The sequence below is a fragment of the Devosia sp. J20-27 genome, from assembly GCF_055808595.1.
Genome location: NZ_CM147875.1, coordinates 3271891 through 3298148, shown reverse-complemented (window position 1 = coordinate 3298148; position 26258 = coordinate 3271891). Strand labels below are relative to the sequence as shown.

The window sequence follows — 26258 nt, the reverse complement described above, 5'->3', positions numbered from 1 at the left end:
CGCGGCAAAGCCCCAAGCTTGTCGCAGCCGCGCGCGGCGGCTATGACGCTTGCCGACGCTCAAACGGGATGCCTCATGGATTTCAAAGGCGAAGTCGCCGGCCGCTATGTCCGGATCGTTGCAATCATCGCGCTGCTGCTGGGTCTGGCCGATGCCGCACGGTTGCTGGGTGTCTCCACCGGCGCCGTCAGCCCGCTGGCCACGCTCGGGACGGCCGGCTTCGTCTACCTCGCGATTTTCTGCCTGGCGCGCCTCTTCGCGGCGGTCGGCCTGTGGATCCGCGCCAGCTGGGGTGCGGTGCTGCTGGTCGCCGCCACGGCGGCGGAGCTCTTGCTCTATCTCTTCGGCAACCCGGACGTCCGCCTCGACGCTATCGGTTTCGCCCTGCGCCTGGTCCTGCTCATTGCCATCACGGTGATCTTCGTCCTTTCGGTGCGCATGCGCCGCGCGCACGACTGATCAGCCGCTGTAAACACCCTGTTTAGGTTACAATTGTCTGACCGGGTGTAACTGTTCGTAAAGCCAAATTCCCGAACTTTTTCAGTAATGTAGCGTTAAGTGTGCGGCTTAATGCGATCTTATTTGGAGCGTCGTAATTTGGCCCCATGAGACGCGGGAAAATCGCGCAGACTACGTAACAGTGAGGCAGAAATGGCAATCAAATCTAATGCAGCCGAGGCAGTGGCGCATGAACAGCCGACGGGACTGAAGCCCCTCTATCTTGAGGCTGTCAGCCGTGTCGAGCGGCTTCACCGTCGTTTGCTCGACCTGATCAAGGACGAGTTCGACCGGATGGGCTGGGATGACATCAATCCCGTCCAGGCGCTCCTGATGTTCAATATCGGCGATGCCGAGATGACCGCAGGCGAACTCCGGTCGCGGGGCTACTATCTGGGCTCCAACGTCTCCTACAATCTCAAGAAGCTTGTCGAGACGGGCTACATCTTCCAGGAGCGGTCGCGTTCGGACCGTCGTTCGGTGCGCATCCGTCTCACTCCCAAGGGCGAGGAAGTCGCCGAAGTGATCGACGAGCTCTACGATCGTCACCTCAAGTCCATCGACAAGGTCGGCGGTCTCGACGATGGCACTTTCGAAGGCCTCAACAAGGCCCTCGGCCGCCTGGAGCGCTTCTGGGTCGACCAGATTCTCTACAAGCTCTAGTCTCGACATCTCATCGGGGCAGGGGACATCACGGGGCGCCGCAAGCGCCCCGTTTGCTTGTGCGGTGATCCCGTTGTTGCGTCTTCGCCACACCTGCGTGGCAATGCGTTTTGGAGGCACGCCGGTTCTTATTTGCGCCGCAAATTCGGCTATCTGATTGAAACGCGTCAGGCGCGTGCCCCTGTCCCGGCGCAACCCTTCATGTTTGCGTCCCCGGTGCCGGCAGTTCACAGCTGCTTGACTCGCATTGAGACGTTAACGCCTCGGGTATAGTGAGGGGCCAGTTTGAATGACGGAAGCGAGTGATTTGATGCGGCTCAGTCGGCGTACACTTCTTGGAACGATGGCAGCGACCAGCGCAGCACTCGCCATGCCCGCAGTGGTTCGCGCTGAGGATGGCGATTTCTGGGACAACCTGACCCGCGGCCGCATGATGCGCGACACGGACAAGGACGGGAACACGGCAACGGCCAAGAGCCTTGTCGATACCATCGAGCCGATCCTGAGCTACGACACGGCCTACAACCTGCAGCTCGCCATCAAGAACCACGAGGAATTCATCGCTGCCGGCGGCGGCTGGGAAGCGCCGGGTCGCGAGACTTTCGGCCTTGTGCTGGGCAAGAACGGTCGCGCTGCCGGTGCGCTCAAGCGTCGCCTGATGATCAATGGCGACATGCCTTACGAAAAGCGCGTCAACAACGATTTCGACGACAGCCTCGACGCCGCCGTCCGCGTGTTTCAGGCCCGCCATGGCCTGATCATCAACGGCATGGTCGACGAGCCCACGTTCTACGCCCTGGGCGTGCCGGTCGAGTACCGGCTCAACCAGCTGCGGCTCAACGCCATGCGCATCGAGCAGTGGGCCTCGGCGCTGTCCGATCGCTACATTGTCGTCAACATTCCGGCCGCCAAGATCGAGGCCGTCGAAGGCGGCCAGGTGGTCCAGCGCCATATCGCCGTGGTCGGCAAGGTTGATCGCGCCACCCCGATCCTCAACTCCAAGGTTCATCAGGTGAAGTTCAATCCTTACTGGACGGTGCCCAAGAGCATCATCCGCAAGGATCTGATCAAGTACATGAACGAGGATCCGGAGTACCTGACCAAGTTCCGCATCCGGATTTTCGACGGCAAGGGCAACGAACTGGCGCCGACCGACATCGACTGGTCGACCGAAGAAGCGGTTCAGTACACCTTCCGTCAGGACCCGGGCGCCGAGAACTCGATGGGCCACTGCAAGATCGACTTCTACAACCCCTACGACGTCTACATGCACGACACGCCGCAGAAGGCGCTGTTCGGCGAGAACGCTCGTTTCCATTCCTCGGGCTGCGTGCGCTGCGACGGCATCGACTCGCTGGCGGCCTGGCTGCTGCGCGACAATGGCGGCTGGGATCTCCCGACCGTGCAGTCATCGTTCGAGGCGGGCCTGCGTGAGGATGTGCCACTCAAGGTACAGGTGCCGATCCACACTACCTACATTACCGCCTGGGCCAACCGCCAGGGCACCGTGAGCTTCCGCGACGACGTCTATAATTTCGACGCGCAAGGCACGGTCAACTTCAGCAGCTGACGCTGATGTCGGAGGGTGGGGGCTCTTCCGGTGAGGTCTATTTTGAGTTCACCCAGCTGGGTGCTCAGATGCGCGTCGCCGCGATCGACGCCGATACCGGCACGGAAGTCGTGGTCATCGCGCCGCTGAGCGCCACCAGGCTTCAGATGCAGACCGTCGCGCTGGCAAAGCTCCGCAAGCGACTTGCGGAGCTGCCGAAGCCAGCCGAAGAGCGGCGTTTGTTCTAGAGGCGGCAGCGTCGGGTCGAGCCGCCAAACGTCACGTAGGTGTCGGTGACCGAGTTGTACGACCGGTACTTCGCCGAGCAGCGGCGGACGTGGTCGCTGCTCAGGTTCAGCCCGCCACTCCACTTGAATGGCCCGACCCGCACACTGTCATTGGCACGCAGATGCCGCGAGCTGACGCTGCGGTCATGCTGGACGCCGACCCACGGCGTCGAAAATCCCCAGTTCCACGACGCTGCAGAGGCGGGCGCAGTAGCAAGGCCCAGCAGCAGTGTAGCTGCGGCGGCGGCGATAATGGCTTTCTTCATCAGGTCTCTCCCTTGTGCGACAATTTGTACCCCAACGGCAGATTGGCACCAGTGGTTGCGTCGGGCCGGCACGCTGCCCTGCCGATAATGCTGCCGGCCTCTTTTCCTCCCGCCGGTTCTGCGCCATAATTGCCAAGGTCGCGCGACTGGCGAGAGAGATGGGGAACCATCGGGGAACGCGACCTTCAGAGAGCCGCTCGCCTGGGCACCCATCCGCAATCAGGGGAGCCCCATGCCCTCAATTCGCCTGCTGCCTGCAATCCACACGATCCGGTCTTGGAATCGTGCCTCCCGGCATGATAACGCCACCGCCAACCCAACCATTCCGTCTTTCTGCGAGGTCACCGTCCCATGAGCGCCACCACGTCCCCCTCGCTCTTTCCGAACTTCTTCTCCGGCAGCCTGGCCGACAGCGATCCCGAGATCGCCGAATCGATCCGCAACGAGCTCGATCGCCAGCGCCACGAGATCGAACTGATTGCCTCCGAGAACATCGTCTCCCGCGCCGTGCTCGAAGCCCAGGGCTCGATCATGACCAACAAGTATGCCGAGGGCTATCCGGGCAAGCGCTACTATGGCGGCTGTGAATTCGTCGACGTCGCGGAAAACCTCGCCATCGAGCGCGCCAAACAACTGTTCGGCGTCGGCTTCGCCAACGTACAGCCCAATTCGGGCAGCCAGGCCAATCAGGGCGTCTATCAGGCGCTGCTGCAGCCCGGCGACACCATCCTCGGCATGAGCCTCGACGGTGGCGGACACCTGACCCACGGCGCCCGGCCCAATCAGTCCGGGAAATGGTTCAACGCCATCCAGTATGGCGTGCGCAAGCAGGATGGCCGCGTCGACATGGACGAGGTGCTGGCGCTGGCCAGGGAGCACCGCCCCAAGCTCATGGTTGCCGGGTTCTCGGCCTATTCCCGCGTCATGGACTGGGCCGCCTTCCGCGCCATCGCCGACGAGGTCGGCGCCCTGCTGATGGTCGATATGGCGCACGTGGCCGGCCTCGTGGCGGGCGGCGTCTATCCCAGCCCGTTCCCGCATGCGCATGTGGCCACCACCACCACCCACAAGACCCTGCGCGGACCGCGCGGCGGCATGATCCTGACCAATGACGAGGATCTCGCCAAGAAGATCAACTCGGCCATCTTCCCCGGCATCCAGGGCGGCCCGCTGATGCACGTCATCGCTGCCAAGGCCGTGGCCTTCAAGGAGGCGCTGCAGCCCGAATTCAAGCTCTACGCCCAACAGGTCGTGGCCAATGCCCGCGTACTGGCAGATGGCCTGATTAAGGGCGGCCTCGAAATCGTCACCGACGGCACCGACAACCACCTGATGCTGGTCGATCTGCGCCCCAAGAACCTCACCGGCAAGGCCAGTGAAAAGGCGCTGGAGCGCGCCTTCATCACTACCAACAAGAACGCCGTCCCCAATGACCCGGAAAAGCCCGCCATCACGTCAGGCATTCGCGTCGGGACTCCGGCAGCCACCTCGCGCGGCTTCAGGGAAGCCGAGTTCGGCCAGGTCGCCGAACTGATGGTCGAGGTGTTTGACGGCCTGTCGCAGAACGGCGAAGACAATAACGGCGCCGTCGAACTGGCGGTGCGTGAAAAGGTGAAGGCGCTGACGGCGCGCTTCCCGATCTACCAGGGTTGATGACACGCCATGCGGTGTCCCTATTGCGGAAATGACGATACGCAGGTCAAGGACAGCCGCCCGACCGAAGACTCAAGCGCGATTCGTCGCCGGCGCATCTGTAGCGCCTGCGGCGGCCGCTTCACCACCTTCGAACGGGTGCAGTTGCGCGAACTGATGGTCGTCAAGAAGTCCGGCCGCAAGGTCCCCTTCGACCGCGACAAGCTTGCGCGTTCGGTCAACACCGCGCTGCGCAAGCGCGATGTCGATGCCGAACGCGTCGACCGCATGATCTCCGGCGTTGTCCGCCAGCTGGAAAGCCTGGGCGACACTGAGGTGACCTCCGACCGCATCGGTACCTTCGTCATGGAAGGCCTCAAGGGGCTCGACGACGTTGCCTTTGTGCGCTTTGCCTCGGTCTACAAGAACTTCTCCGCTGCCGACGATTTCAGCGCTTTCCTCCGCCAGCTGGCGCATGAAGGCGGCCAGCTGCGTCCGGACGAAGACGATTGAACGAGATCTCCGGGCTCGATCGCCGCTGGCTTGATGCAGCCGCGCGACTCGCCCGGGCCGCAATCGGTGCCAGTCCCGGCTATTCCCCGGCCGCCGCCATCATCGTCGATGAGGAACTGCAACTCGTCTTCGGCCGCGGTGTCACCGGCCGTTCCGTCCCTTTCGCCGATGCCTATGCGCTCGAGGAAGCCCGGGGCAGTGCGCGCAACCGCACCATGTATACGACGCTCGAACCCTCCAGCCTCTGGGGCCGCACCCCGCCATCGACCGAAGCCATCATCAAGGCCAGGCTTGGTCGCGTCGTTATCGGTTGTCAGTCGCCCGATCGCCTGCAGGCGGGGCAGGGCATTGCCCGGCTGCGCGCGGCCGGAATTGATGTGGTGCTCGCCGACCATGCGCCTTCTGTCGAACTCTATGCCGCCGAACGCCTGTCCTACCGGCACGGGCGGCCATACGTCACAGGCAAGCTGATTGTTTCCAGGGACGGCATGATCGGCCGCCCCGATACCCGCGATGCCGTGCCCGGCAGCAGCCAGACCCAGCGCTGGGTGCAGATGCTCCGGGCCACCTCCGATGCCACCATGATCGGTGCCCGCGCCGCCGGCATCGACGATCCAAAACTCTTCGTCCGCATCAAGGGTCTCGATAGCCGCATCTACCATCGCCTCGTCGTTGCCGGCACCCGCGAGCTCGACACGCGCTTGAATCTGATTGCTGGCGTCTCCGGCCATCCCACTGCAATCATTTCTGTTTCCGGCCGCGAGTTCGATGTTCCCGAGGCCGTTGACCTGATCATCGCAGATGGCCGCAACGGCCGCCCGGACCTGCGCACCACCATGGGCGCGGTCAGCGCACGGGGCATCGTCAACCTGCTGGTCGAAGGGGGCGCCCGGCTCATCGAGGCCTTTATCGCCAACGAGCTGATGGAGCGGTTTCACCTCGTCGCCACCGACACTGTCGTCGGCCGCGGCGGCATTCCGGCAACACTGCTCGGCGGCATCGACGGGCGTTTGCGCGCCGCCGGATTCGTCGAGGTTGACCAGCGGACGCTGGGGCCCGATAAGCTGCGCACCTTCGAACGCGAGCAGTGACCGGACTAGATGATGGCCGAGACGTCCAAACCCAAACCGGCACCCAGGCCCGCCACTCCCAAGGCGGCCGGGGGAAAGACCGCCAATCAGCGCGGCGCCGCACGTCTGGCCGCCGTCCAGGCCCTTTACCAGATGGAAGTGGGGCATCAGTCGCTCGAAGATACGCTGAGCCAGTTCAGTGCCTTTCACCTCGGCCGCGAGATCGAAGGCGAGCAATACCTGCCCGCCGATGCCGATTTCTTCCGCCAGATTGTCGGCGGGGTCATCAAGAACCAGTTGCAGATCGATCCCGCCATCGACGCGGCGCTGACCGCTGACTGGCCGGTATCGCGCATCGATGCGACGCTGCGCGCCATCCTCCGCGCTGCCGCCTTCGAGCTGCTGCGCCGCCAGGACATCCCCTCGGGCGTCGTGATCACCGAATATGTCGATGTCGCCAAGGCCTTCTACGAGGACGATGCGCCTTCGCTGGTCAATGGCGTGCTCGATACCATCGCCAAGACCATCGAACGGCCGGCGCCATAGCCTTCTGGCCAGTTGACCGGCCCCCGTCCAAGCCGCTAAGCGCTGCAGCGGGGACGAGGCATAAAAATGGCAGATAATCCGGTTCGAACAATCGCACTGCTGTCGGTCAGCCAGGCGCTGAATGGCTCGAACGGCGCCATCGTCATTGCGGTGGGCGGCCTTGCCGCCGCCACGCTGGCTCCGGACCGCTCGCTGGCCACCCTGCCGGTCACCGCCATGGTCATTGGCCTTGCTGTCACCAGCGGCATTGCCACCTTCCTCATTCACCGGCTCGGCCGCCGTCAGGGCTTCATGCTCGGCGCTTCGCTCAGCCTGCCGGCAGGCCTGATCGCCGCGACCGCCATCATGATGCAGAGCTTCGTGTTATTCTGCGTCGGGCTGTTCATGGTCGGCATGTCCAATGCCTTCGGCAACCAGTATCGCTTCGCCGCCGCCGACAGCGTGCCGCTCGACTGGAAAGCCAGGTCCATTTCCTGGGTCATGCTCGGCGGCGTCTTCGCTGGCTTCATCGGCCCGGGACTCGGCGGCCTGACCAGGGATGGCATTCCCGGCGCGCCGTTTGCCGGCTCGTTCCTCATCATGGCCGCGCTCGCCGTTGTCACCACCACCGTCCTGAGCCAGGCGAGGCTTGCCCCCACGGTGGAAAAACGTGTTGGCCACGAAGGCCGCAGCATTCCGCAATTGCTGCGCTCCATCGATGTGATGATCCCGATCATCTCGGCCACGACAAGCTACGCCCTGATGACGCTGGTGATGGTCGCCGCGCCGCTCGCCATGGTCTATGTCTGCGGCCACTCCAGCCTTGACGCGACGACTGCCATCCAGTGGCACGTGGTCTCGATGTTTGCGCCCAGCTTCATTACCGGCTGGGTGATCACGCGGCTGGGCTCGCATCTCACTGCCGGTCTAGGCCTCGTCATGATCGCCGGCGGCGCCATCATCTCGCTAACCGGCACCAGCGTGCTGCATTTCAACCTGGCGCTGGTGCTCCTGGGGGCCGGCTGGAACTTTGGCTTCATCGGTTCGACGGCGCTGCTGACCGAAACCTATCGCCCCGAGGAGGCTGCACGCGTGCAGGGCCTCAACGAGCAACTGGTCTTCGGGCTGATGGCCGTTGCCTCGGTCAGCTCAGGCCTGCTGCTTGAGCTGGTCGGCTGGGAGACGATCAACATCATCGCCATCCCGATCGCCGCCATCGCCATTCTGGCGCTGGCCTACGGTGATTTCAGGAAGAGAACCGGCCGCCTCGCGACCTAGATCGAGGACAGCAGCAACTCGATGAAGCTGCGATCGATGCCGAACGATGCCGTGCGGCGCGATTCGATAGCAAACACCTTGCCGTCCTTGGCGCCGTACACGGCCTTGTCGGCAACCTTCTTGTTCTTGTCGAAGTAGATCGCCAGAACCGTCCGGTCCTTGATCATATCCATGCCGAACGCCGTGCGCTCGATCTTGGTCTGCACATAGTAGTACGCCGTTTCCTGGCCGAAGGCGTTCGTCGTCTGCGGCGAACCCAGCACCGTCACCACAAGGGCCTGGCTCTGGCCGGGACGAATCTGCGCCAGCGCATCCTGGGAAATCTCGTAGCCCTGCGTACGCTGTGTGGTCAGTGCCATGCCGCTGCCGCAGGCACTCAGCGTCAGGCTCAGTGCGACGGCTGCCGAGATCGGGAAAATGTGGCGTTTGGCGCTAAAAGGCATAATTTGACTTTCCCGATTGCTCTCGACTATAGGCACGCAACTGGCGCCCGGGCAGTCGTTGAACTGCAGACGCCGGACTGTTTAGCTGCCAAATGCCATTGCTGGCAAGCTGGCTTTGGGCTTGGGTACCTCCCTCCGGTCCAGCAGCTTTTTGATCGGCAGAGGACGCGAGCACCCACAAGATGATCCTCAACCTGTTCCGCAAAAACACTGCCTCGGACGCGGTTTACGCCGTTTATGCTGCCATTGTGGCGCAATCCCGGCAGCCGGTTTTCTACACCGATTGGGGGATCCCCGACACTGTCACCGGCCGCTTCGACATGATCAGCCTGCATCTGGCCCTGCTGTTCCGGCGCCTGCACGACGAGGGCAAGCAGGTGAGCGACTTTTCCCAGGCGGTCTTTGACCTGTTTTTCAAGGACATGGACCGCTCGCTGCGCGAGATGGGGGTAGGGGACCTCGCCGTTCCCAAGCGGATCAAGAAGATGGCCAACGCCTTCTACGGCCTGATGACCAGCCTCACCGAGGCCATGGATCGTGACGATCGTGCCGAAGTCGAGGCCGTCATCCGTCGCAATCTGTTCGAGGATGGCAGCGACGCGGCCACGCAGAACCTGACCGCCTATCTGTTCGAGGAAGCGGCGCGGCTCGACCGCCAGCCGACCGCCTCGATTGTGGGCGGCAAACTCGAACTGGGAGCGGCTGCATGAGCACACCCCGACCCCGCCTGCGGATCACTGACGCCACCATCCGCCTCGATTCCATGCCGACTGCCGGCCGCGACCTCCATCTGACAGTCGACAAGGACGAGCGCGATCAGCTTGCCGAAGCCCTCGATGTGGTTTCCATCGACCGTCTCGAAATCAAGCTGCACGCCGTCCGCTTCAAGGGCGGGATCCGCGTCACCGGACGCCTCAGCGCCGTCATCGTGCAACAGAGCGTCGTCACGTTCGAGCCGGTGGTGCAGGAAATCGGCGAACCCGTCGACCGCGTCTTCCTCCCCGGCACCGAAAAGGCCTTCTCCGGTCCGGCCGATGCCGAAGTCTTTGTCGATCTTGAAGGCGAGGACATTCCGGACCATTTCGATGGCAACGAAGCCGATCTCACCGATCTCATCCTCGAGACCATGTCCTTGGCCATCGATCCCTATCCCCGCGCGCCCGGCGAAAGCCTGGAAGATGCCGGGTTCAAGCCGACCGACGAAGAGGTTCATCCATTTGCCGCACTCAAGAAGCTCAGGCGGGACCTCGACGAGAGCTGATGCCGCTGTCCGGCGCGGGGTTGCGCCGCTTAAGCGATTGAGTATCCTTGTGGCGAGCCGCCTTTGCGGGCCAGAATCCAGGCGAACATGACCGACTCGATACGTATTTCGGTAGACGCCATGGGCGGGGACCACGGCCCGCGCGTGGCAGTGCAGGGAGCCCGGCTGGCGCTGAAAGAGCGCAGGAACACGAGCTTCATCTTTCACGGCCGCGCCGCCGAGATCGAGCCGCTGCTGGCCGATATGCCCGATCTGAAGGCCGTGTCCCGTGTCGTCCACAGCGACAATGTCATCAGCATGGATGAAAAGCCCAGCCAGGCCCTGCGCAAGGGGCGCGGCAATTCCTCCATGTGGGCCGCCCTGCAGTCGGTCAAGGACGGCGAAGCCGACGTTGCCATCTCCGGCGGCAATACCGGCGCGCTGATGGCCATGGCCACCTTCTGCCTGCGTCCCATGGAGGGCATCTCGCGCCCCGCCATCGCCGCCATATGGCCTACCCTGCGCTGCGACATCATCGTCCTCGATGTCGGCGCCACGGTCGGCGGCGATGCCAAGCAACTTGTCGACTTCTCCATCCTCGGCACGGCTTTGGCCCGCGCCCTCTTCGATCAGGAAGCGCCCACCATCGGGCTGCTCAATGTCGGCACCGAGGAAATGAAGGGCCATGACGAGGTCAAGGAAGCCGCCCGCATCCTGCACGCCGCCAGCGGCGCCGGCTTCGTCTATCACGGCTTTGTCGAGGGCGATGACATCGGCAAGGGTACCGTCGACGTCGTCGTCACCGAAGGCTTCACCGGCAATATCGCACTCAAGACCGCCGAGGGCACGGCCCGGCAGGTCGGCACCTATATCCGCAACGCCCTCAAGGCCGACATCATCTCCATGCTCGGCGCTGCCATTGCCGGCCAGGCGCTCGAGGCGCTCAAGCGCAAGCTCGATCCGCGCAACATCAACGGTGGCGTCTTCCTCGGGCTCAATGGCGTTGTCATCAAGAGCCATGGCGGTACCGACGAGATCGGCTACAAGGCGGCCCTCGGGCTCGGCTATGAAATGGCCCGCAGCCGCGTGCTGGACAAGATCGGGGAGGGCATGCGCCGCTTCCCCACGCTCAACATCGAGGGGCCGACCGTCAGCCCCGAAAACGAGGCCAAACCCGCGTGACAGACAAGCATACCATCATCCGCAGCGTCGGCGCCTATTTGCCCGCCCATGTGATGACCAACGAGGATCTGGCCAGGATCGTCGACACCAGTGACGAATGGATCGTGCAGCGCACCGGCATCCGCCAGCGCCATATCGCCGCCGAAGGCGAAAACACCTCCGACCTGGCCGCCGCGGCCGGCCGCAAGGCTCTGGAAAACGCCGGCCTGACCCCCGATGACATCGACCTCGTCATTGTCGCCACCACCACCCCGGACATGACCTTTCCCGCCACTGCCGCCGTCGTGCAGCAGAAGCTGGGAATGCATCACGGCGCCGCCTTCGACATCCAGGCGGTCTGCTCCGGCTTTGTCTATGCCGTCGGCACGGCAGACAGCTTCCTCAAGAATGGTCTGGGCAAGCGGGCGCTGGTCATCGGCGCCGAAACGGCGTCCCGCATTCTCGACTGGAACGATCGCACCACCTGCGTGCTGTTCGGCGATGGCGCCGGCGCCGTGGTAATGGAAATGGGCGAGCCGGGCGAACCCGAGCGCGGCGTCCTCGCCACCGCCCTGCGCTCGGACGGCCACCACTGGAACAAGCTCTATACCGACGGCGGTCCATCATCGACCAAGTCGATGGGCCACGTCCGCATGGAGGGCAAGGAAGTCTTCAAGCACGCCGTCGGCATGATCACCGACGTGGTCTACAAGGTGCTCGAGGACACCGGCCATACCATCGACGATCTCGACTGGTTCGTGCCGCATCAGGCCAACAAGCGCATCATCGACGGTGCCGGCGCCAAGCTCGGCCTGCCACCCGAAAAAGTCGTGATCACCGTCGACAAACACGCCAATACCTCGGCTGCATCCGTCCCGCTGGCGCTCAATACAGCCGTGGCGGACGGCCGAATCAAGCGCGGCGATCTGGTGATGATCGAGGCCATGGGCGGCGGCTTTACTTGGGGCGCATCGCTCATAAGGTGGTGATTGCCAAGGCAGATTGCCAACGGGCCTCGTCTAACTGTAGTCTCGCATATCTCGAGGGTGGGGCGCCTCGCGGGATCCAGTTTGGCGAAACGGGGGGACCTATGGCACAAAAGACAGTAACGCGTGCGGATCTGGCCGAGGCAGTCTACGAATCGGTTGGTCTGTCGCGCACGGAATCGGCAGAGCTTGTCGAGCGGGTTCTCGACATGGTCAGCGAGGCTCTGGTCAAGGGCGAGAACGTCAAGCTTTCGTCTTTCGGCTCCTTCCAGGTCCGATCCAAGAACGAGCGGATCGGCCGGAATCCCAAGACCGGCGAGGAAGTGCCCATCCTGCCGCGTCAGGTTCTGGTGTTCAAACCCAGCAACGTGTTGAAATCCAAGATCAACAAATCTATGGTTCGCGCTGGAAAATAAAGCTTTCCCGGCGGTGCACCTAGGTGGAAAAATCTCCAGACGCTTTCCGCACCATTTCTGAGGCGGCAGACGAGCTCGATTTGCCGCAGCACGTCTTGCGGTTCTGGGAGACACGCTTCTCGACCATCAAGCCGCTCAAGCGCGGCGGTGGGCGGCGCTACTATCGCCCCGAGGATGTGCTGCTGCTCAAGGGCATCCGCCACCTGCTCTACGATCAGGGCTTTACCATCAAGGGCGTTCAGAAGATCCTCAAGGATCAGGGCATCCGCTATGTCGCCGGCATCGGCGAGGGCCGCCCGGTCGAGGCACTGGTCGTCGGCACGCTCGAGCCCGACGCCGGGACCCAGGCGCCGGCCGCGCGCCCCGAGCCTCCCGCCGCGACTCACAGCGAACCCGACATGCCGCGCCTGCCGGCGACCGGCCGGGGGCAGGGCGCCAAGGTCCTCACCGATGCGGACCGCGAAAAGCTCGCCGATGTGCTGCGCGAGCTGCTTGACTGCAAGCGCATCCTCGAGCGGGCGCGCGAAGGCTGATTGACGCCGGATAGGGCCAAGCGTCGTGTCGAAAACCACTGCCGCCACTCTCGCACTCACTGCCGCCGGCGTCGCCTTCACGCCATTTCCCTATGACTACGACCCCGACGCCCCAAAAGTCGGCCTGCAGGCCGCCGCCGCGCTCGGCAAGTCGCCCGATCAGGTGTTCAAAACCCTGATGGCCGAAGTCGACAGCAAGCCCGTCTGCGTCGTCGTCCCCTCCGATTGTGAAGTCTCGATGAAAAAGCTCGCCGCCACCTTCGGCGGCAAGTCGGCGCACATGATGAAGCCCGCCGACGCCGAGCGCATCACCGGCTTCAAGGTCGGCGGCATCAGCCCCTTTGGCCAGCGTCGCAAGGTCCCGACGGCGTTCGACGAGACCATCGAGCTGTTCGATGAGGTGCTGATCAATGGCGGCCAGCGCGGTCTTCTCGTCGGCCTCCGCCCCGCCGACGCCGCCCGCGTCGCCGATGCAAAACTCGCCGATCTCACCGCGTGACCCTTGGCGACCCGTCCGCACTAAATTATGATGACGTTTGTCAGATTTAGGAGTGAGGCCAGATGCCTGAGCAGAAATCAGTGCTGCGCGACGTTGATGCCGATGCCATCCAGTTGGCCCGCACGCTCGTCCGCACGGCCCGGGCCGGCGCACTGGCGACCCTCGATCCTGCCAGCGGCGCCCCGGCCGTCAGCCGCGTCGGCCTCGCCACTGACCTCGACGGCACTCCGATCCTGCTGATCTCCGGTCTCGCCCCGCACACTGCGGCACTCCGGCATGAGCCACGCTGTGCATTGCTGGTCGGCGAAGCCGGGAAGGGCGATCCGCTGGCCCACCCGCGTCTCAGCATCACCTGCCTCGCTGCCGAAATCGAGCGCGACAGTCCCGAACATGGCCGCCTGCGTACCCGCTATCTCAACCACCAGCCCAAGGCCGCGCTCTATGCCGACCTCGGCGATTTCCGCTTCTTCTGCCTCGCCCCGCAATCGGCCAGCCTCAATGGCGGCTTCGGCAAGGCCTATGCCCTCACCGCCGACCATCTCCTCGTGCGCTCGTCCATCACTGCCGAACTCGAAGCGCGCGAGCCCGGCGCCGTCGCCCACATGAACAAGGATCACGCCGACGCCATCGCCCACTACGCCCGCTTCTACCTCAAGGCGCCGCCCGGCAACTGGACCCTCGCCGGCATCGAAGAGGATGGCATTACCATCTTCCTCGGCGACGACATCCGCCGCCTCACCTTCCCCACCCCCCTGACCTCCGCCGACGACATGCACCTCACCCTCGTCCGCATGGCCAAGGAAGCAAGGGCAGGGCTGGAGGGCGAGGGCCGCGCTGTTGATAGGTCTTGAGTATATCGTGAACGCGGCTGCGGTCTAGGAAGAGTCCGCCAACAATTCGCCCGATCATGCGCAAAGGACCAGGGCACTAGATGAGTTGAAAAAGAAGGGGAGCGACGTTGAGATTCCTGCGCCCATTCTTATACTACGTCTACACCGGAGAGCGGTCAAAATGAGCGGAGTTGGAATATGTCATCGGGCATCAACGGTATCTACTCCGGTCATTTCAGCGGGGAAAGTGGAAATGGATTGGGTCTTTTCGTCATTAGCGATGGTGTTCTGGCGGGGGCAGATGTTTTTGGTGTTACGTTTGATGGTGAATATCTCCAAGACGGATCGGACGGAAATCTAAAAGGGAAAGTGTCAGTCGTAGCCCCCCCAAACGTGACGTTGGTCCAAGGTGTATCCACTGGACCAAGCGGGCTCTCCTATATTGTGGAAATAGAGCTTCCCGCCGATTTTTCTGAGCGGCCATTTATCGCTCTGAAGACCCCTATGGGCCCTGTCAATGTGAAGCTAACAAAGGTACGGGCGCTGTAATGTTGGAGTATCTGGGCGAGCATCCAGAGGTTGTCGCCGCGTTCCTCAGCGCTTTGGCCACGTTATTTGCAGCATATGCAACCTTCAGAGGACCGCATTCGGCAGCCAAGTTGGCCGAGCAATTGCGGCGCGAAGCGGAGGGGGATGTCGAGCGTCGCCGCATGAAGATGTGGGTATTCACCACCCTTATGCAGGAGAGAGCTTCAATTGCGTCGGTCGAATCCGTCCGCGCCCTGAATGTTATTGATGTTGTGTTTAAAGACTCGCTGAAGGTGCGTGAAGCCTGGGCCGAGCTGTTCCTGACCTTTGATGGTTCCCGTCAGGTCCCTGGCCACGTTCAGGACGAACGCATGAGGGCCTTGATGAAGGCCATGGCCACTGACATGAATTTGGCCGATGGACTTCGACCAGATGACTTTGGACGGGTCTACTACCCAAATGCCATGTCAGAAATGGATCGCGTCGCACATCTTGAGCGACAAGCTGCGCTGGCTCGCCTGCTACCACAGCAGTCGCCAACAGCAAATACCGCCGCCCAGCCATCCACGGCTCCTTCAACGGCGTTTCCACCAAAACCTAGTCAGGTTCCAAACGGTGAACTCTAGCTGTTCGAGTTGCGTGAGGGTGAATCTACTGGACACGGATCCTGGAAGCCCCTTGAAACTAGTTCAGCGGCTTAGCGGTGTTGTGACGATCATACCAAGCATTTCCCTGCCTCGTCCCGAAATCCCCACTTGCAATGAAAAGACCGGTTCGGTAGGGGTTCGCCCAGTCGGGGTGTAGCGCAGCCTGGTAGCGCATTTGTCTGGGGGACAAAGGGTCGCAGGTTCAAATCCTGTCACTCCGACCATTCTCTTCCCCCCTCGTGGCCAATCCTTGCCGGGTCGGCATTCTTCCCCGCCTTGATTGACCTGTTGCCGGTTCCGGCCCAAAACTCCGCCCAACGGAGCGAGGAAGAGCCATGCGTCTAGCGTTCGCCAGTCTGGCCCTTGCGGCCGCCATCTTTCCGGCTCTGCCGCTGCCGGCGCTGGCCGTCGATCTGCCCGGAACGCTTGCCGCCCCCGAAAGCCCTCAGGGTCTCGTTGGCGAGGCCGTGCTCTATTTCGTCGGTGGTCGCACCCGCGAGGAGGCCGGCGACGACGCCTTCAATCCCTTCGGCATGGATGCCAATTCGGTACTCTTTCACGTCGGCGCCTTCTTCATTGTCAGCAGCTTCGAGGGCGAAGCTCTCAAGGCAGGTGAACTGGCACTCTATCCGCAATACGTCATGCCGCGCGGCGAAGGCACGCCCGGCGTCGATACCCCGCCCATCATCCCCTTCGCCCTCAATCGCAACGGCGCCTGCTACGCCGGCTACGTCACCGGCTATCCCGTGCCCGACGCCACCTATGCCCTCGATCTGGCCGACGCCGTCTGCCACGCCGACAGCGTCGAGCAGATCGTTGCCGACGCCTATCGCGCCGCCGGACCGGTCACTAGCGACGATACCGCCCCGGCTGACGATGCCGAACCCGACGAGCAGTTGATCCCCGACGACCCGGCCATCACCGAGGATGCGGCGCCCTTTGGTGCACCGCCGCCGCTGTTCGATCCCGCCGCGCCCAGCGACCGGCAGCTTCAGGACATCGTCTATGCGGCCTACAACGCCGCCTACGAGCGTGCCGTCCTCGATCCCGACTACCGCTTCTGGGATGGCAGCGACTTCGCTCCGGTGCGCGATGCGGTCGTTGCCGCGCTGGCCGGGCAGGGGCTGTCACAGGTCACGGTCGGGCTGCAGCCGGTCGGCTCACCCGCCGAGGCCCGGGCCTGCGCGACCGCCGGACGCACCGAACTGCGCATCGCCTTCACCCCGGATGGCTTCGGCATTGCCGTTGCCGCGGCCAGTCCCGGCCGTGTCTACGCCTATGAGTATGACTACGCCATTTCCCCCGACCTGCAGATCGTCGAGCCGCGCGACTGCGCCACGTCCGGCCCCGGTCGCGTCGGGCCACGCAGCTACTGACGGACGGATTGCGCCCCTTGAACCTGCGCCTCGACCTCTGGAGCGAGACCGACAACGGTCGCGCCACTCTGATCAACCTCTCGGAAAACCACACCTTCAGGATTGATGCGCCTGGCGGCACCACGGTGCTGCGGCTGCACCGCCCCGGTTACCAGAGCGCTGCCGCCATCCGCAGCGAACTCGCCTGGCTCGCCGCGCTGCGACGCGAGACCGATCTGCCCGTCGTCCGTCCGCTGCCTGGCCGCGATGGCGAACTGCTGCAGGAAGTCAGCCCCGGCCGCTTTGCCGTACTCTTTGCCTTCGAAACCGGGCAGGAACCCGGCAACGGCCAGGTCGACCTCTTCCGCACCATCGGCGGCTTTGCCGCGAAGACGCATCTGCACGCGCAATCTTGGCAGCGGCCGGAAGCATTCACCCGGCCAACCTGGTCCGCCGCCACCATGCTGGCGCCCGACGGTCTCTGGGGCGACTGGCGCCTGGCCCCCGGCAGCAGCGCCGAGCGCTCCACGCTCGATGCTGTCTGCCACGCGCTCACCCGGGATCTTGCCTCCTACGGTACGGCACCCGACCGTTTCGGTCTCATCCACGCCGACATGCGCCTCGCCAACCTGCTCGTCGATGGCCCGCGCACCGTCCTGCTCGACTTCGACGATTCCGGTTTCGGCTGGTTCGTCTACGACCTCGCCGCGGCATTGTCCTTCATCGAGACGACACCCGAGGTGCCGCAGCTGCAGGCCGCCTGGCTGCAGGGTTACACCGCCATCCGGCCCCTCGGCCCCGACGATATCGCCATCATCCCGGCCATGATCCTGTTGCGCCGCATGGTCCTGCTGGCCTGGATCGGCACCCATGCCGAAACCGATCTGGCCCGCGCCCAGGCGCCCGGCTTCGCCGCCGACACGGCGCGTCTCGCAGAGACCTGGCTAGACCAGCGCTGAGTGTCGCGCCTCTTCGCCGGGTAGCACCTTGTTGTAGGCCGCCGTGACGCCCCAGATCAGCCCGCCCACCAGGTAGAAGTGCCGCCAGTGGTCGAGATCGATGATCATCGCCTCCACGCAAAGCGGCACGAACACCGACACCAGCGGGATCAGCAGCAGCCGGTTCGGCCCCGGCCGCGCCACAAAGCTCACGCCGCGCCAGATCGTGGTGAAGATGAAGAGGATGAACACGAAGCCGCCGCCCCAGCCATAGACATGCAGCGTGCTGACATAGGCGTTGTGCGGCTCTTCCACGATGCGCAGGTTGCGGAATTCGTAGGGCCCGATGCCCCACGGATGCGTCAGCGCCAGCTCGTACGCATAGGCCTGCCGTCCGAAACGGCCGGTTTCCCCCTCGTCATAGTTCTGCGCGCTGGCGCGGGTCTCGAACAGTTTCTGCACCGCCGGAATGCTCAGCATCCCGCCGAGCGCCACCAGCACCATCATCGCCCCGATGAGCGCGATCAGCATCATCCGCACCTTCTCGCGGGCATGCGCCTCGAGAAAGAAGACCAGCAGGTAGACCATTGCCGCCGACACGGCAAAATGCCCCCAGGCCGCCCGCGAAAAACTGGCAAAGACGCCGATCAGCAGGATCATGAAGGCGATGCCGCTGAGAATCGCCTTGCGCCGCTTGCCGATCAGCACCTGCTGCAGGCAGAACATCGCCGGCAGGATAAGAAACGGCCCGAACACATTGGGGTCGTTGAACAGCGATTTGGCCCGCCCGTAGCGCGTCAGCAAGTCATGCGCGCCCGGAATCAGCCCGAGGTAGCCCAGCGTCCCCAGCAGCGCCGAGATCACCGCCGAGGCGACATAGGCCCGGACGATCAGCCGCATCCGCTTCTGCGGCGCCTCGGCGACATAGTTGGCGACGAAATAGCTGGTGATGAACAGGAACACCGTCACCGCCTGGAATAGCAGCGCCGGCGTGATCTCCGTGAACTTGACCTGGAACGCCGCGATGAAGGCAAACGGGATGAAGGCCATCGTCAGGACCAGCAGCCCCAGCGTCGACCGGTACATCCCGAGCCCGGCATAGATCGCCATGCCCAGCGCCAGCAGGAAACTGACCTCGTAGGGCGACGGCTCGGTGATCACCATGCTGCCGCAGAAGATCCAGAACGCCATCAGCCCGTCGAGCAGCTTGGCGGCGCGGGCCTTCAGATAGGCCTCGCCGCCGGTCAGGTCATTGGCACTGAGGGCGGCGATGCTCACGCTAGTAGGCGTTCTCGCTGCGCGAAAACAGCGACACCGGCGTCATCAGCAGGATGTAGAGGTCCATCACGATCGACCAGTTCTCGATATAGTGCAGGTCGAACTGCACGCGTTGCATGATCTTGTCGACGGTGTCGGTTTCGCCGCGCCAGCCATTGATCTGGGCCCAGCCGGTGATCCCCGGCTTCACCTTGTGCCGGGCGAAATAGCCGTCCACAGCCTCGTAATAGAGCTGGTTGGCCGCCTTGGCCTGCAGGGCATGCGGGCGCGGTCCCACCACCGACAGCCGGCCCTGCAGCACGTTGATGAACTGCGGCAGCTCGTCGATCGAGGTCTTGCGGATGAACTTGCCGACCTTGGTGACGCGCGGATCGTCCTTGGTCACCAGCTTGCTGGCATTGGCGTCCGAGCGGTCGGTATACATCGAGCGGAACTTGTAGACCTCGATCAGCTCGTTGTTGAAGCCATGGCGCTTCTGCTTGAAGATTACGGGGCCCTTGCTCTCGAGCTTGATGGCGATCGCGGTCACCAGCATCACCGGCGACAGCAGGATCAGCGCCACCACCGCCACAACCCGGTCGAACACCCACTTGAACACCAGGTTCCAGTCCGAGATCGGCCGGTCGGCCATGTCAAACACCGGCACGTCGCCGACATAGGAATAGGCTTTCGAGGTAAAGCGCAGCTGGCTCATATGCGCCGAGAGCCGAATATCCACCGGCAGCACCCAGAGCTGCTTGAGCATCTGCAGCACGCGCTTCTCCGCCGACAGCGGCATCGACACGATCACCAGGTCAACCCGCGTCCGCCGGGCGAATTCGATCAGGTCCGACACCTTGCCCAGCTTGGGCAGGCTGGCCACCGATTCCGGCGAGCGGTCGTCATTGCGGTCGTCAAACAGCCCGAAGAGCTGGATATCGCTGTCCGCGCCCTTCTGCAGCGAGGCGATCAGCGCCTCTGCATCCTTGCCGCCGCCGACGATCACCGTCCGCCGCCGCAGCTTGCCCTCCGCCGTCCACTGCCGCACCAGCACCCGCAGCGAGACGCGGAAGATCACCAGTACGACAGCGCCGCTCGCGTACCAGCTCACCAGCCAGACGCGCGACACGTAGTCCTGCGCCTTGAACAGGAAGATGCCGACGAGGAGGATGGTGAAAACCACCGACCAGCCGGCCAGCACGCGTCCGCACTGGTCCACCAGCGTCCGGTAGGCCGGCACCCGGTGCGTGCGCGCGGCGTTGAACAGCACGTTCGCCGCCACCACGGCGCTGATGATCAGCGGCACGTAAAAGAACGCCTCGGCCGCGCCGACATAGGCGCCAAAGATGGCAAAGCCCAGCGTCGCCAGCAGCAGTGCCTCGATCACCTGCGATACACCGACGATCACCGTCCCCGAATAGGTCGTCTCCGCCGGCATCTGCACGATCCGCTCCGCAGCAGCAGAGAGGACAACAGGGCTGGAAGTCTGCGCGCCATTGGCGGCAACGTGGTCGAGCACAGCTTGTTTGGGATCAAGGCGAAACATCTCGGGCGCGTCCTGGGCACTTGAAGTTTAGCTGAGTTTACACCGTCGGGAGTGAAGACTCGGTGAAAGGCTGGCGTTAAGCCTAACGCCGACGTGTTTAATCAACCCGCTGTGATTGCTCGGATTTTAACCTGCCCGCACCGCGAGGACCTGGCGGTACAGCGCCTCGATCTGGTCAACCATGTGCCCGAGCGAGAACCGGTTGCGAATATGGTCGAGCCGCTGCGCCATCTCGGCATCGGCCGCCGCCGGGTCGTTGATGAAGCCCTGCAGCGCGCCCCGCAGCGCGGCCGTATCGGCGGGCGCGATCAGGCTGCCGGCGGTCGGCCCGAAGATCTCGGAAATGCCGCCCACATTGGTCGCAATCACCGGTCGCGCGGCAGAGGCCGCCTCGAGGATCACATAGGGAAGAGACTCGGCCAGCGATGGCACCACCACGCAGCGCCCCAGATGGAGGGTCGGACGGGCCGGCTTGGCACCCAGTAGCGACACGCGCTCCGACAGCCCCAGCCGGGCCACCATCGCCTTGGCCTCGGGCATCATCGGGCCGTCGCCAGCCATGACCAGCGTCGCCGGACTGCCGTCGGGCGCCCGCACGTCCACCAGCGCCTCCAGCAGATAGCGGATGCCCTTCACTTCACGCAGTTCGCCGATGAACACGAAATCCCGGGCATCGGCTGCCGGGGTGATCGGTTCGAACTCCACCTGCGCCAGTCCGTTATGGATCACCTGCGCCGGTTGCGTGGGTTCCGCAATCATGCGGTAGAAGGCATTCCGGGCGAACGCACTCTCGAAGATGAAGGCGTCGGTAAACCGCACGATCGCCTGCTCGAACAGCCGGAAGGCCAGTCCGACAGGGGAGCCCACCTTGTAGTTCAGAACCCCGCCATGTGGCGTGTAGAGCGCCACCCGCGAGGGGACGCCGATCCGGGCCCAGCGGGCATTGAGCCCGCCCTTGGCGCCATGCCCGTGCAGCACCTGGATATCGAGATCGGCAGCCAGCTTGCGGATGCGGAAGGGCGTGGTGAAATCCCCCGCACCAATGGTGCGCGGCATCGGCACGCTGTGGATGCCCAGCTTGGCATAGGGCTGCAGCCCCTGCAGCCGTTCGGCGGTCAGCCCGTCCGAGGTCAGGCTGTCGGCCACGATGCCGATCTGGTGGCCCCGCGCCGCCAGTTCCCGCGTCAGGTCACGGACGTGCCGGAACAACCCCCCGACGGGTGCCCGCAGGATCTGCAGGATGCGCAGCGGTGCGTCGGTCATTAGAGCCAGCGCTCCGAGATGACGATCGTATCGCCGGGATAGATCGGGAAATCGAGGTCGACGGTGCCCTTGGCCATTTCCGTGCCCTGACGACGATAGACCAGTGCCCGGCTGCGGTCGGCCGTGTCGGAGAACCCGCCGGCCGTGCTGATCGCTGCCCGCACCGTCATACCGTACACATAGCTGAACTGGCCGGCACTCTTGACTGCACCCTGGATGAAGAAGGGCCGGTATGCCTCGATTTCGACGGCCACGCTTGGCTCGCGGATATAGCCGTCGGCCAGTCGCGCCGTGATGCTGGCGGCCGCCATCTGCGTCGTTTGCCCGCGCACCGGCACGCTGCCGACCAGCGCCAGAGAAATGGCGCCGTCATCATCGACCCGATAGCTCTTGGTCAGTTCTGCCTCGCCGTAGACCGTCACCCGGACCACGTCGCCGGTATCGAGCGCGTAGGGCCCCTTGGTCTCCACCAGATAGGTCGCGGGCCGCATGTTCAGGGCACAGCCCGCCAAGGGGACAAGCAAAAATATCAGAAGCAGCCGCAACCAACGCATGTGAAATACTCAAAGCTCCTTGAACGTCCGCAATGTCCTCCGTCATGGTTAACATTCCCCTTAGGCGGCTCCCCGGGTCGCTGCGATTTGCACTGCGCTTAACGGAATGTTGACCACGTTCGGGCGATACCGACGGTATGGACGAAAGGGACGCCTCATGACTGTCAACGAGATCCGCGGCGAAGACATGCGCATGGATCTGGGTGCCCTCGCTGCGGCCGTGTTGTCGCGCTGGCTGCGCATCGTGCTGGTTCTGGTCCTGCTGCTCGGCGCGACCTTCGCCGTGTTGATGTTTGTCCCCAAGCTCTATGAATCGTCCGCCAGCATCTTGGTCGAGCAGCGCTCCAATGCCTTTACCAGCGCGGCCAATGCGCCGGCCTCGGCCGGCATAGCCGCCGAAGCGCTGATGTCGAGCCAGATCGAACTGATCAAGTCGCGCGACAACCTCTTGACCGTGATCAACGAGCTCAACCTGCGCGACGTCCGCGAGTTCGGCGGGGCAGGGGTCTCGCCGGTGGCGCTGATCCTGCAGCTCTTCGGTCGCCAGCCGGAAGTGCGTGGCGGAGATGAGATCGTCCTCGAAAACCTCAACAATCATGTCACCGTCATTCGCGAGCGCGACTCCGCCGTCATCTCGGTCTATGTCCGCTCGCAGGATCCGGAACTGGCCGCCAGCATCGCCAATGCCATTGCCAACGCCCATGTGCGGCGTCGCGCCAGTCTGTCGCTGTCCGACACTGCCGAGGCTTCGACCTGGCTTGAGGCCGAGATCGCCCGGCTGCGGACCGAGGTCAGCAAGGCCGAGACCGCTGTCGCCAACTACAAGTCCGAAAACGATCTCTTCCAGAGCGGTACCGGCACCGGCACAACCTCGATCCTTGAGCAGCAGCTCTCCAACATTGCCACCCAGATCACCTCGGCCCAGGAGCGCAAGAACTCCGCGCAGTCGCGCGCCAATCTGATCCGTGGCCTCATTCGGTCGGGGCAGCCCATCGACGGCGTCCCCGACGTGCGCAATTCGCTGGTCATCCAGAACCTCGTGCAGTCCCAGGCGGCTCTGCGCGGTGAGCTGGCGCAGCGTTCGTCGACCCTGTTGCCCAACCATCCGACCATCAAGGCCCTGACCGCCCAGATCGCGTCGATCGGCAGCCAGATTGCCGCCGAGGGCCGCCGCGTTGCCGATGCTCTGGATGCCGAAGCGCAGGTCGAGGCCGCTCTCGAGCAATCGCTCAACGAAGACCTCGCCCGGCTCAAGCTTTCCGTCTCTACCGCCACCCGCGACACGGTTGCCCTCGGCGCCCTGGAGCGCGACGCCAAGGCACAGCGCGACCTGCTCGAAAGCTATCTGGCCCGCTATTCCGATGCGTCGGCCCGCACCGATTCCAGTTCGGCGCTCCCCGATGTCCGCGTCGTGACCATGGCGGCGCCGTCCATCAATCCGGCCTCGCCCAAGACTTCGCTGATCCTTGGCGCCGTCGGCTTCGTCGCCCTCGCCCTGCAGGTCGGCGGCATTCTTTTCGGCGAACTGATGTCCGGCCGCGCCATCACCCAGCGCTCTGTCGCTGGCGTCCCGCGTTCGCACGAGCAGGCAGATCTTGCCGATGACGCCGAGGTGGAGCCCGACCTCTTCGAGTCGGAAAGTGAAGCTCCGTCGGAGCTTGAGCCGGAATCGGAACCGGAGCCCGAGTCCGAACCCGAATTGATCCAGCCGGCCGCCGCCACAGCACCCAAGGCGCCTGGCCTGTTCGCCCGGCTCCTCCGTCGGCCTGTTCGTCATGTCCCTGTCGAGCCGTCTGTGGCCGACGTCGCGACCGTCGAACTCGAAACGCCCGCCTTGCAGGATGATGCGCCGGCCATGCCGGCTCAGGCCGCCGTAACTCCCGCCACCGCGTCTGCGCCAGAACCGGTTGCCGAACCCGAACCCGTACCCGAGTTGGAGACAGCGGCTGTCGCCACCACGCAACCGCGCCCGGCCGTCGAACCTGCACCGTCGCAGGATGTCGCCGACACGCCCGAGGCTAGGCCCGATGCTGCCGGCGCCGCCGCACTCGAACTGAGCAATCTGGCCGCCGATATCGCCATCGGCCGCGTCCGGGTGGTGATGCTGGCTGCCCTGACCGAGTTCGGCGATGTCGAGAACGTCGCCGACGTGCTGGTGGAAAGCGCCCTTGGGCGTGGCCTCAGCGTCGCCACCATCGACGCCGGCAGCGCCCGCCCGTCGTCCGAGGCCGGCATCAGCGATCTTGCCGCCGACAAGGCAACGTTCGGCGACGTCGTGCACAAGGTCAGCGAAGGTCTCGCCGCCGTTCCCTGGGGACGGCAGTCGACGCTGGAGCGCCGCTCGATGAAGCCGGTTACCCTCATCGAGGCACTGACCGACATCTACGAGGTCGTCATCGTCACCACCGGCCGTATCGGTGTCAGCTCGTCGCTGCCAATCTTTTCCGGCGTCGAAGGCCGGCTTGTCGTGGTCTCGGGCGAACAGTATCCCGACCGCAGCATCGTCCAGTCGACGTTGGCGGAGGCCGCCACCCTCGGCTACGAGGTCGGTCAGCTCGTCTCGGTACCGTCGCAGCGGTTCGTCGCCTGATGTCGCAGCTCAAATACGCCGCCATTCGCGGCATGTTCGAGCTGCTCTGGGCCTCGCATCTGCCGGCCCTGATCCGTCGGCTGTCGACCTCAAAAGGCATCATATTCACTCTGCATCGCGTGCTGCCCGAGCCGCCGGCGGATTTCTCGCCCAACGCCATTCTGCAGGTGCAGCCGGACTTTCTTGAGTTCACCATCACCCGCGTCCGGGAACTGGGACTCGATATCGTCGATCTCGACGAGGCCGTCCGCCGCATCGAGGCGCCGGAACGCACACGGCCCTTCGTCGTCTTCACCTTCGACGACGCCTATCGCGACAACCTGCGCCACGCGCTGCCCATCCTGCGCAAGACCCAGTGTCCGTTCACCCTCTATGTGCCCACCGCACTCGTCGATGGCGTCGGTGAAATCTGGTGGCAGGCGCTCGAGGACATCATTGCCCAGCAGGACGCCATAGCCGTCACCTATCTGGGCGAGACCGACTACGTCCCGACCAGGACGCTTGCCGAAAAGCGCGAGGCCTATGACGACCTCTACTGGCGCATGCGCGCCATGCCCGAGCCCGACCGGGTCCAGCTTATCCGGGCGCTGGCCGGACAATATGGCATGGACCTCGACGCCCACTGCCGCGACCTGATCATGGACTGGCCCGAGCTCAAGACCTTCGCCGGTGAACAGCTCTGCACCATCGGTGCCCACACCGTGCACCACTACGAACTGGCCAAGCTCCCGCCTGCCGAAGCCCGCAGCGAGATCGAGCAGTCGGTGCGCATCATCAAGGCGCAGTTCGGCATAGCGCCGATCCACCTGTCCTACCCCATCGGTGGCACCGCATCGGCCGGCGAGCGGGAATACCTGATGGCAAAGGAATTGGGTCTGCGCACGGCAGTCACCACCCGTCCCGGCGGGCTCTATCACCGCCACAAGGACAGCTTGCACGCGCTGCCCCGCGTCTCGCTCAACGGCCTCTTCCAGGCCCGGCGCTACGTCGATGTCTTCGCCACCGGCGCGATTTTCTCCCGTCTGCGATCCTGATCACCTCGCATTTTATTGTTGATGTTGTCGCGGTCGTCTTCGCCAGGGGCGGGAAGACAGTCATCTTAAGAGTTCCTCCATGCTTGCCGTTCACTATCTCGTGACGGCGCCTGTGCAGCACGCGTCGGCGCGGGCCAGTTGCTTGGGGGATCAACTT

General features: G+C 64.0%; 29 protein-coding genes, 1 tRNA gene and 1 riboswitch. Of the genes, 24 read left to right on the top strand and 6 right to left on the bottom strand.

All coding sequences use genetic code 11. The features are described from left to right. The first annotated feature begins 75 nt into the window (after positions 1-75). The 4 genes from AC0L4C_RS16380 to AC0L4C_RS16365 all read left to right on the top strand — a co-directional run bounded on the left by AC0L4C_RS16380 (position 76) and on the right by AC0L4C_RS16365 (position 2958). Positions 76-459, top strand: a complete 384-nt coding sequence (locus tag AC0L4C_RS16380; protein WP_473400767.1) for a DUF6163 family protein — start codon at positions 76-78, stop codon at positions 457-459. A gap of 192 nt (positions 460-651) precedes the next feature. Beyond that, on the top strand, positions 652-1161 hold the full coding sequence (ldtR, locus tag AC0L4C_RS16375) for a transcriptional regulator LdtR (protein ID WP_473400766.1): 510 nt from the start codon (positions 652-654) through the stop codon (positions 1159-1161). 343 nt (positions 1162-1504) lie between these two features. Beyond that, positions 1505-2731, top strand: a complete 1227-nt coding sequence (locus tag AC0L4C_RS16370; RefSeq protein WP_473400765.1) for a L,D-transpeptidase family protein — start codon at positions 1505-1507, stop codon at positions 2729-2731. A gap of 5 nt (positions 2732-2736) precedes the next feature. Beyond that, complete coding sequence (locus AC0L4C_RS16365; protein ID WP_473400764.1) at positions 2737-2958, top strand: DUF6898 family protein; 222 nt, start codon at positions 2737-2739, stop codon at positions 2956-2958. Here the strand turns inward: AC0L4C_RS16365 and AC0L4C_RS16360 are convergent. Next, positions 2955-3263 carry a BA14K family protein gene (locus tag AC0L4C_RS16360; RefSeq protein WP_473400763.1) on the bottom strand — a complete coding sequence of 103 codons (309 nt, stop codon included), beginning with the start codon at positions 3261-3263 and terminating at the stop codon, positions 2955-2957. The two genes, AC0L4C_RS16365 and AC0L4C_RS16360, sit on opposite strands and share 4 nt — an antisense overlap. 132 nt (positions 3264-3395) lie before the next feature. Beyond that, positions 3396-3477, top strand: a riboswitch (ZMP/ZTP riboswitch). Between the two features lie 137 nt (positions 3478-3614). Here AC0L4C_RS16360 and glyA point away from each other — a divergent pair. The 5 genes from glyA (at position 3615) to AC0L4C_RS16335 (ending at position 8281) form a co-directional block, all read left to right on the top strand. Further along, on the top strand, positions 3615-4916 hold the full coding sequence (gene glyA / locus AC0L4C_RS16355) for a serine hydroxymethyltransferase (protein WP_473400762.1): 1302 nt from the start codon (positions 3615-3617) through the stop codon (positions 4914-4916). A gap of 9 nt (positions 4917-4925) precedes the next feature. Next, a complete protein-coding gene (nrdR, locus tag AC0L4C_RS16350) occupies positions 4926-5408 on the top strand; it encodes a transcriptional regulator NrdR (protein ID WP_473400761.1) in 483 nt (160 codons plus the stop codon). Beyond that, on the top strand, positions 5405-6499 hold the full coding sequence (locus AC0L4C_RS16345) for a bifunctional diaminohydroxyphosphoribosylaminopyrimidine deaminase/5-amino-6-(5-phosphoribosylamino)uracil reductase RibD (RefSeq protein WP_473400760.1): 1095 nt from the start codon (positions 5405-5407) through the stop codon (positions 6497-6499). Before nrdR ends, AC0L4C_RS16345 begins: the two co-directional genes overlap by 4 nt. Positions 6500-6511: 12 nt before the next feature. Beyond that, positions 6512-7024, top strand: a complete 513-nt coding sequence (gene nusB, locus AC0L4C_RS16340; protein ID WP_473403538.1) for a transcription antitermination factor NusB — start codon at positions 6512-6514, stop codon at positions 7022-7024. Positions 7025-7090: 66 nt separating this feature from the next. Further along, positions 7091-8281 carry an MFS transporter gene (locus tag AC0L4C_RS16335; protein WP_473400759.1) on the top strand — a complete coding sequence of 397 codons (1191 nt, stop codon included), beginning with the start codon at positions 7091-7093 and terminating at the stop codon, positions 8279-8281. On the opposite strand, the gene AC0L4C_RS16330 is transcribed toward AC0L4C_RS16335, so the two are convergent. After that, positions 8278-8724, bottom strand: a complete 447-nt coding sequence (locus AC0L4C_RS16330; protein ID WP_473400758.1) for an outer membrane protein assembly factor BamE — start codon at positions 8722-8724, stop codon at positions 8278-8280. The two genes, AC0L4C_RS16335 and AC0L4C_RS16330, sit on opposite strands and share 4 nt — an antisense overlap. A 182-nt stretch (positions 8725-8906) precedes the next feature. Here AC0L4C_RS16330 and AC0L4C_RS16325 point away from each other — a divergent pair, with 182 nt between their 5' ends. From AC0L4C_RS16325 to AC0L4C_RS16265, 13 genes are all read left to right on the top strand, one after another. After that, a complete protein-coding gene (locus tag AC0L4C_RS16325; protein WP_473400757.1) occupies positions 8907-9434 on the top strand; it encodes a ubiquinol-cytochrome C chaperone family protein in 528 nt (175 codons plus the stop codon). Next, positions 9431-9985, top strand: a complete 555-nt coding sequence (locus tag AC0L4C_RS16320) for a YceD family protein (RefSeq protein ID WP_473400756.1) — start codon at positions 9431-9433, stop codon at positions 9983-9985. Before AC0L4C_RS16325 ends, AC0L4C_RS16320 begins: the two co-directional genes overlap by 4 nt. 87 nt (positions 9986-10072) lie before the next feature. Continuing rightward, the gene (gene plsX / locus AC0L4C_RS16315; protein WP_473400755.1) at positions 10073-11146 is read left to right on the top strand and encodes a phosphate acyltransferase PlsX; all 1074 of its coding nucleotides are present in this window, start codon (positions 10073-10075) and stop codon (positions 11144-11146) included. After that, positions 11143-12114: a beta-ketoacyl-ACP synthase III gene (locus AC0L4C_RS16310; RefSeq protein WP_473400754.1), complete on the top strand. Its 972-nt coding sequence runs from the start codon at positions 11143-11145 to the stop codon at positions 12112-12114. Before plsX ends, AC0L4C_RS16310 begins: the two co-directional genes overlap by 4 nt. A gap of 101 nt (positions 12115-12215) precedes the next feature. Beyond that, positions 12216-12527 carry an integration host factor subunit alpha gene (locus tag AC0L4C_RS16305; protein WP_473400753.1) on the top strand — a complete coding sequence of 104 codons (312 nt, stop codon included), beginning with the start codon at positions 12216-12218 and terminating at the stop codon, positions 12525-12527. A 23-nt stretch (positions 12528-12550) separates the two neighbouring features. Next, entirely contained in the window at positions 12551-13060 is a 510-nt protein-coding gene (locus tag AC0L4C_RS16300; protein ID WP_473400752.1) for a MerR family transcriptional regulator, read from the top strand. 25 nt (positions 13061-13085) lie between these two features. After that, positions 13086-13559, top strand: coding sequence for a Cys-tRNA(Pro) deacylase (gene ybaK, locus AC0L4C_RS16295; protein ID WP_473400751.1), 474 nt, complete (start codon positions 13086-13088; stop codon positions 13557-13559). Positions 13560-13621: 62 nt separating this feature from the next. After that, complete coding sequence (locus tag AC0L4C_RS16290) at positions 13622-14410, top strand: HugZ family pyridoxamine 5'-phosphate oxidase (protein ID WP_473400750.1); 789 nt, start codon at positions 13622-13624, stop codon at positions 14408-14410. 177 nt (positions 14411-14587) lie between these two features. Further along, positions 14588-14938 (top strand): hypothetical protein, encoded by a 351-nt coding sequence (locus AC0L4C_RS16285; protein ID WP_473400749.1) that lies wholly within the window; start codon positions 14588-14590, stop codon positions 14936-14938. Beyond that, positions 14938-15543, top strand: a complete 606-nt coding sequence (locus tag AC0L4C_RS16280; protein ID WP_473400748.1) for a DUF6680 family protein — start codon at positions 14938-14940, stop codon at positions 15541-15543. The genes AC0L4C_RS16285 and AC0L4C_RS16280 overlap by 1 nt, the downstream gene beginning before the upstream one ends. A 168-nt stretch (positions 15544-15711) precedes the next feature. Next, positions 15712-15788 (top strand) — tRNA-Pro (locus AC0L4C_RS16275). A 111-nt stretch (positions 15789-15899) separates the two neighbouring features. Continuing rightward, positions 15900-16940 carry a hypothetical protein gene (locus AC0L4C_RS16270; RefSeq protein ID WP_473400747.1) on the top strand — a complete coding sequence of 347 codons (1041 nt, stop codon included), beginning with the start codon at positions 15900-15902 and terminating at the stop codon, positions 16938-16940. 17 nt (positions 16941-16957) lie between these two features. Continuing rightward, entirely contained in the window at positions 16958-17878 is a 921-nt protein-coding gene (locus tag AC0L4C_RS16265) for a phosphotransferase enzyme family protein (protein ID WP_473400746.1), read from the top strand. Here the strand turns inward: AC0L4C_RS16265 and AC0L4C_RS16260 are convergent. The 4 genes from AC0L4C_RS16260 to AC0L4C_RS16245 form a co-directional block, all read right to left on the bottom strand. Then, complete coding sequence (locus tag AC0L4C_RS16260; protein WP_473400745.1) at positions 17864-19135, bottom strand: O-antigen ligase family protein; 1272 nt, start codon at positions 19133-19135, stop codon at positions 17864-17866. The two genes, AC0L4C_RS16265 and AC0L4C_RS16260, sit on opposite strands and share 15 nt — an antisense overlap. Before the next feature lies 1 nt (position 19136). Beyond that, positions 19137-20660, bottom strand: a complete 1524-nt coding sequence (locus AC0L4C_RS16255; RefSeq protein WP_473400744.1) for an undecaprenyl-phosphate glucose phosphotransferase — start codon at positions 20658-20660, stop codon at positions 19137-19139. 126 nt (positions 20661-20786) lie between these two features. Beyond that, the gene (locus AC0L4C_RS16250) at positions 20787-21923 is read right to left on the bottom strand and encodes a glycosyltransferase family 4 protein (protein ID WP_473400743.1); all 1137 of its coding nucleotides are present in this window, start codon (positions 21921-21923) and stop codon (positions 20787-20789) included. Next, positions 21923-22414: a polysaccharide biosynthesis/export family protein gene (locus tag AC0L4C_RS16245; RefSeq protein ID WP_473400742.1), complete on the bottom strand. Its 492-nt coding sequence runs from the start codon at positions 22412-22414 to the stop codon at positions 21923-21925. The genes AC0L4C_RS16250 and AC0L4C_RS16245 overlap by 1 nt, the downstream gene beginning before the upstream one ends. Before the next feature lie 220 nt (positions 22415-22634). On the opposite strand from AC0L4C_RS16245, the gene AC0L4C_RS16240 reads away from it, so the two are divergent. Both AC0L4C_RS16240 and AC0L4C_RS16235 read left to right on the top strand, forming a co-directional pair. Then, positions 22635-25067: a Wzz/FepE/Etk N-terminal domain-containing protein gene (locus AC0L4C_RS16240; RefSeq protein WP_473400740.1), complete on the top strand. Its 2433-nt coding sequence runs from the start codon at positions 22635-22637 to the stop codon at positions 25065-25067. After that, on the top strand, positions 25067-26101 hold the full coding sequence (locus AC0L4C_RS16235) for a polysaccharide deacetylase family protein (protein ID WP_473400739.1): 1035 nt from the start codon (positions 25067-25069) through the stop codon (positions 26099-26101). The genes AC0L4C_RS16240 and AC0L4C_RS16235 overlap by 1 nt, the downstream gene beginning before the upstream one ends. Positions 26102-26258: the final 157 nt, after the last annotated feature.

Excerpts from the sequence above, each read along its gene's own strand:
- AC0L4C_RS16380 (WP_473400767.1), top strand. The coding sequence starts at position 76 with ATGGATTTCAAAGGCGAAGTCGCCGGCCGCTATGTCCGGATCGTTGCA.
- ldtR (WP_473400766.1), top strand. The coding sequence starts at position 652 with ATGGCAATCAAATCTAATGCAGCCGAGGCAGTGGCGCATGAACAGCCG.
- AC0L4C_RS16370 (WP_473400765.1), top strand. The coding sequence starts at position 1,505 with ATGGCAGCGACCAGCGCAGCACTCGCCATGCCCGCAGTGGTTCGCGCT.
- AC0L4C_RS16365 (WP_473400764.1), top strand. The coding sequence starts at position 2,737 with ATGTCGGAGGGTGGGGGCTCTTCCGGTGAGGTCTATTTTGAGTTCACC.
- AC0L4C_RS16360 (WP_473400763.1), bottom strand. The coding sequence starts at position 3,263 with ATGAAGAAAGCCATTATCGCCGCCGCCGCAGCTACACTGCTGCTGGGC.
- glyA (WP_473400762.1), top strand. The coding sequence starts at position 3,615 with ATGAGCGCCACCACGTCCCCCTCGCTCTTTCCGAACTTCTTCTCCGGC.
- nrdR (WP_473400761.1), top strand. The coding sequence starts at position 4,926 with ATGCGGTGTCCCTATTGCGGAAATGACGATACGCAGGTCAAGGACAGC.
- nusB (WP_473403538.1), top strand. The coding sequence starts at position 6,512 with ATGGCCGAGACGTCCAAACCCAAACCGGCACCCAGGCCCGCCACTCCC.
- AC0L4C_RS16335 (WP_473400759.1), top strand. The coding sequence starts at position 7,091 with ATGGCAGATAATCCGGTTCGAACAATCGCACTGCTGTCGGTCAGCCAG.
- AC0L4C_RS16330 (WP_473400758.1), bottom strand. The coding sequence starts at position 8,724 with ATGCCTTTTAGCGCCAAACGCCACATTTTCCCGATCTCGGCAGCCGTC.
- AC0L4C_RS16325 (WP_473400757.1), top strand. The coding sequence starts at position 8,907 with ATGATCCTCAACCTGTTCCGCAAAAACACTGCCTCGGACGCGGTTTAC.
- AC0L4C_RS16320 (WP_473400756.1), top strand. The coding sequence starts at position 9,431 with ATGAGCACACCCCGACCCCGCCTGCGGATCACTGACGCCACCATCCGC.
- plsX (WP_473400755.1), top strand. The coding sequence starts at position 10,073 with ATGACCGACTCGATACGTATTTCGGTAGACGCCATGGGCGGGGACCAC.
- AC0L4C_RS16305 (WP_473400753.1), top strand. The coding sequence starts at position 12,216 with ATGGCACAAAAGACAGTAACGCGTGCGGATCTGGCCGAGGCAGTCTAC.
- AC0L4C_RS16290 (WP_473400750.1), top strand. The coding sequence starts at position 13,622 with ATGCCTGAGCAGAAATCAGTGCTGCGCGACGTTGATGCCGATGCCATC.
- AC0L4C_RS16285 (WP_473400749.1), top strand. The coding sequence starts at position 14,588 with ATGTCATCGGGCATCAACGGTATCTACTCCGGTCATTTCAGCGGGGAA.
- AC0L4C_RS16280 (WP_473400748.1), top strand. The coding sequence starts at position 14,938 with ATGTTGGAGTATCTGGGCGAGCATCCAGAGGTTGTCGCCGCGTTCCTC.
- AC0L4C_RS16270 (WP_473400747.1), top strand. The coding sequence starts at position 15,900 with ATGCGTCTAGCGTTCGCCAGTCTGGCCCTTGCGGCCGCCATCTTTCCG.
- AC0L4C_RS16255 (WP_473400744.1), bottom strand. The coding sequence starts at position 20,660 with ATGTTTCGCCTTGATCCCAAACAAGCTGTGCTCGACCACGTTGCCGCC.
- AC0L4C_RS16250 (WP_473400743.1), bottom strand. The coding sequence starts at position 21,923 with ATGACCGACGCACCGCTGCGCATCCTGCAGATCCTGCGGGCACCCGTC.
- AC0L4C_RS16245 (WP_473400742.1), bottom strand. The coding sequence starts at position 22,414 with ATGCGGCCCGCGACCTATCTGGTGGAGACCAAGGGGCCCTACGCGCTC.
- AC0L4C_RS16240 (WP_473400740.1), top strand. The coding sequence starts at position 22,635 with ATGACTGTCAACGAGATCCGCGGCGAAGACATGCGCATGGATCTGGGT.
- AC0L4C_RS16235 (WP_473400739.1), top strand. The coding sequence starts at position 25,067 with ATGTCGCAGCTCAAATACGCCGCCATTCGCGGCATGTTCGAGCTGCTC.